Origin of the sequence: Synechococcus sp. H55.11 (assembly GCF_047462475.1) — a bacterium.
In the GTDB taxonomy this organism is placed as follows: Bacteria; Cyanobacteriota; Cyanobacteriia; order Thermostichales; family Thermostichaceae; genus Thermostichus.
In genome coordinates this window covers 1-3541 of record NZ_JANSJI010000294.1, presented here as the reverse complement: position 1 = coordinate 3541, position 3541 = coordinate 1, and the positions used below count along the sequence as shown (strand labels likewise).

3 protein-coding genes are annotated in these 3541 nt (G+C 60.5%); 1 reads left to right on the top strand and 2 read right to left on the bottom strand.

Features of this window, described 5'->3' with window-relative positions; genetic code table 11:
- Positions 1 to 72: 72 nt before the first annotated feature.
- The gene (chrA, locus tag NW853_RS11875) at positions 73 to 1341 is read left to right on the top strand and encodes a chromate efflux transporter (protein ID WP_414349110.1); all 1269 of its coding nucleotides are present in this window, start codon (positions 73 to 75) and stop codon (positions 1339 to 1341) included.
- Between the two features lie 77 nt (positions 1342 to 1418).
- Here the strand turns inward: chrA and lgt are convergent, their stop codons facing one another.
- Both lgt and NW853_RS11865 read right to left on the bottom strand, forming a co-directional pair.
- Entirely contained in the window at positions 1419 to 2558 is a 1140-nt protein-coding gene (gene lgt, locus NW853_RS11870; protein ID WP_414349109.1) for a prolipoprotein diacylglyceryl transferase, read from the bottom strand.
- A gap of 228 nt (positions 2559 to 2786) precedes the next feature.
- Entirely contained in the window at positions 2787 to 3479 is a 693-nt protein-coding gene (locus NW853_RS11865) for a response regulator transcription factor (protein ID WP_414333655.1), read from the bottom strand.
- Positions 3480 to 3541 lie beyond the last annotated feature (62 nt).

The following is a 3541-nucleotide window of genomic DNA, read 5'->3' as shown; positions in this document are numbered from 1 at the left end:
AGGGAGAGGGGAGTTAGGGATCGACGTAACCAACCATTGGATGCCAGGATAAGCGGGTGCCAAGCCTTGGCGATGTCTCCTCAGTCCTCTCCCGGCCAGTCTCCTGGGGTGGCAAGTGGTCTGCCCGATCCCTTGCCCCCTCTTTCGACGCGACTAAAGGAAATTGCTGCGGTGTTCTTGCGGCTGGGATCCCTGGGGTTTGGCGGCCCACAAGCTCACATTGCCATGCAACACGATGAGGCGGTGATCCGGCGGGGCTGGATGAGCCAGGAGCAATTTGCCGAAGGGGTGGGCCTGTGTGAACTGTTGCCGGGGCCGGCTTCTACCCAGATGGGGATCTATGTTGGCTATGTGCGGGCAGGCTGGTTGGGGGCGGTGCTGGCGGGCTTTTGCTTCATCGCGCCGGCTTTTGTGATCGAGGTGATTTTTTCTTGGCTTTATTTTCGCTTTCAGGGGGTGCCACAGCTAGAGGGGCTATTTTTTGGGGTGGCCCCGGTGGTAATCGCCATTGTCTTGGCCTTTTGCTGGAAGCTGGGCCGCAAGGCGGTGCAAGACTGGAGCCGGGGGCTGATCGCGGTGGCGGCTTTTGCTCTGCTGCTAAGAGGGGTGAACATCCTGGTGTTGTTTGGGCTGGCGGCGCTGGTGGGGTTGGTGCTCTACGGGCCAAGGAGCCCTTTGCCAGGGATCCCAGCTCTGCTGCCGGGGCCGGTGTTGATGTTGGCCCAGACGGTGGGGGCCGCGGTTCCGCCAGAAACCCTAGCCGAGAGCAGCTTTTGGGGGCTGGAGCGCATTGGCACTTACTTCTGGCCTTTGACGCTGTTTTTTTTCAAGGTGGGCAGTGCCATCTTCGGGGGAGGGTTGGTGATCATTCCCTTCATCGCCGACGAAGTGGTGGATCAGTTGGGCTGGTTGACGCCAGCGGAGTTTTTGGATGGGGTGGCCATTGGGCAGTTTACCCCCGGCCCGGTGGTGCTGACGGCAGCTTTCATCGGCTACAAGGTGGCGGGGGTGTTGGGGGCGCTGACGGCGACGGTGGCGATCTTTGCCCCTTCTTTTGCCTTTATTTTGCTGGCAGCACCGCTGTTGCTGCGCATACGGCGCAACGCTTGGGTGAAGGGATTCCTGCAAGCCATCACCCCAACCGCGCTGGGGGCGGTTGCCGCAGCCACAGTGCCTCTGGCCCAAAAGGCGCTGCTACAAGAAACAACAGCAGCCTCGTTGATGGCCTTGGGGATCGGTGGGGCGGCCTTGATCGCCCTGCTGCGCTTCCGGCAGCCCACGTGGCTGTTGGTGATGGCTGGAGCGGGGTTGGGCTTGCTGGCCCGCAGCCTGTTGGCCTAGGTGCTTTTGCTTTGGATTCCTGGATCCCCTCTCTATTATGAAGAGAGCCTAACTCGCGCTTGCTGGGATTGACAGCGCTAACTTGCCTGGGGAAGCCCTTCTCCAGCGGGATCCCGGCCTTCCAGACGGCAGAACAGTTGCCGTATCAACAGCTCCCGTTGGCCCAGCGAGAGATGGGGGGCAAGGGTGCTTGGAAAGTGGGGCATGGCCAGAGTAACGCGATCCAGCAAGTCGGCGCGGCGGTGCTTTTGCTGGATGGCCCAAGCCCGCTGCACAAGATCTGCGGCTGTTCCCAGCTCCAGCCCTGCTCGTTCGGCCAGCCAAGCGGCCAATTGCTCCAAATCGGGGTCGAAGCGCAGCCGGTACATGTAGATCAGCATGCCGATCCCAAGCACTAGGCCTACAGCGCTGGACACATAGGCAGCCTTGATGGAGGTTCCCGGCAGATAGGCCACCGCCGAGACGCGCAAGATTTCATAGGGGATGCGAATTAAGCTGTAGCCGACGACATAGGTCCAAACCCAGGTGCCATCTTTGAGTTTGGGAAAGCGCCAGAACATCCCCATCAAGAGGGCAAACAGAACCAGGTTGAGGACGCTTTCGTAGAAAAAGATGGGGTGAAAAAACTCAAACTGGCTGTATTGCGGCTCGCGGGCTTGGGGCGGGATGTACACCCGCAAGGGCCATCTGCTGTCGGGGAGAATGGGGGCCCCGTAGGCCTCGGAGTTAAAAAAATTGCCCCAGCGCCCGATGGCTTGGCCCAAAATTAACCCTGGCGTGAGCACATCGGCGTACTTCCAGCCGTTGATCCCGGTGGCGCGGCAATAGAGGTAAAGAGCAAGCGCGCCGGCCAGCACGCCACCGTGAATGATGATGCCTCCCCGCCAGATGGCGAAGGCCGAGAGGGGATCGTCCCTGAACTCCGACCAGTGGGTGAGGACGTAGTAGAGGCGGGCGCCCAGAAACCCGGACACCACCAGCCACAGGGCTAGGATCTCGACCCGTTCGCTGGCCTTGCCGGGCTCTTTCTCCAAATGGCGAGCCTCTGCCAGGGCTTTGGTCAGGAGCAGGCCGACCAACACGGCAATAGCCATCAGCAGGCCGTACCAGCGCAGCCCCAGCCCACCTACCAGAGGGGTTTCGGGGGGAAAACGGAAGACAAACTCTCCCGGTGAGCTGAAGGTAAGGCCCAGCAGACCTGCACTCCATGGATTCATCGACAACACCCTCTGCACCCCAAAATCCCCCAATTCAGTTCCAGCAGTCGGCTTCCATCAACCTCACCTGCCAGCAGGACGAAATCCTCTCCGGGTTCTTTGCTCCAGTTTTGAGCAGCCGTTCCCGCACCTCGATAGGGATCCATTCTTCCCGATCTTGCCACAGCAGCGATCCCCCTCAGGCTGCCCAGGCCATTCTTCTGGGGGATGTCGGCCTCAGTCGCGCTTCTAGTCCCGCAACACGTAGCCTACCCCGCGCACCGTCTGGATGAGGCGCTTCTCTCCTGGGCCTTCGATCTTGAGACGCAAGTAGCGGATATAGACCTCGATGATGTTGGAATCGCCCGTAAAGTCATAGCCCCACACATGCTCCAAAATCTGTTGGCGGCTGAGCACCTGGCGGGGGTGTTCCATCAAGTAGCGCAGCAGGTCGTATTCCTTGGCCGTCAGCTCCACCTGCCGCCCTCCCCGGCTCGCCTGCCGCGTCACTGGATCCAGCGTCAAATCCATAAACACCAACCGACCGTCACGGGATCCCTTGGGGTGCTGCAAATAGATCCGTATCCGCGCCAGCAACTCCTGAAGGCTAAAGGGTTTCACTACGTAATCATCCGCGCCGGCATCCAGCCCTGCCACCCGATCTGCCACCTCATCACCGGCGGTCATCAGTACCACGGGCACGCGGCTGCCCATCAAGCGCAGTTGCCGACAAACTTCCAACCCCGAGATCCCGGGCAACAGCCAGTCCAGCAGCACCAAGTCGGGGTTCTGGTCGCGGGCTGCCGCCAACCCTGCCGTGCCATCGCCGACCACACTGACCCGATACCCCTCATAGGTCAGCTCAGTTTCCAGGAAACGGGCCAGTTTGGCCTCATCTTCGATCACCAGAATGTGGGCTGAGGAGGATTCCGGTTCCGGCATATTCTCTCCTCAAAAGAAGAGGTGGGAAACTTGCTCACTGCCCACCAGCATACCCTAGCCGT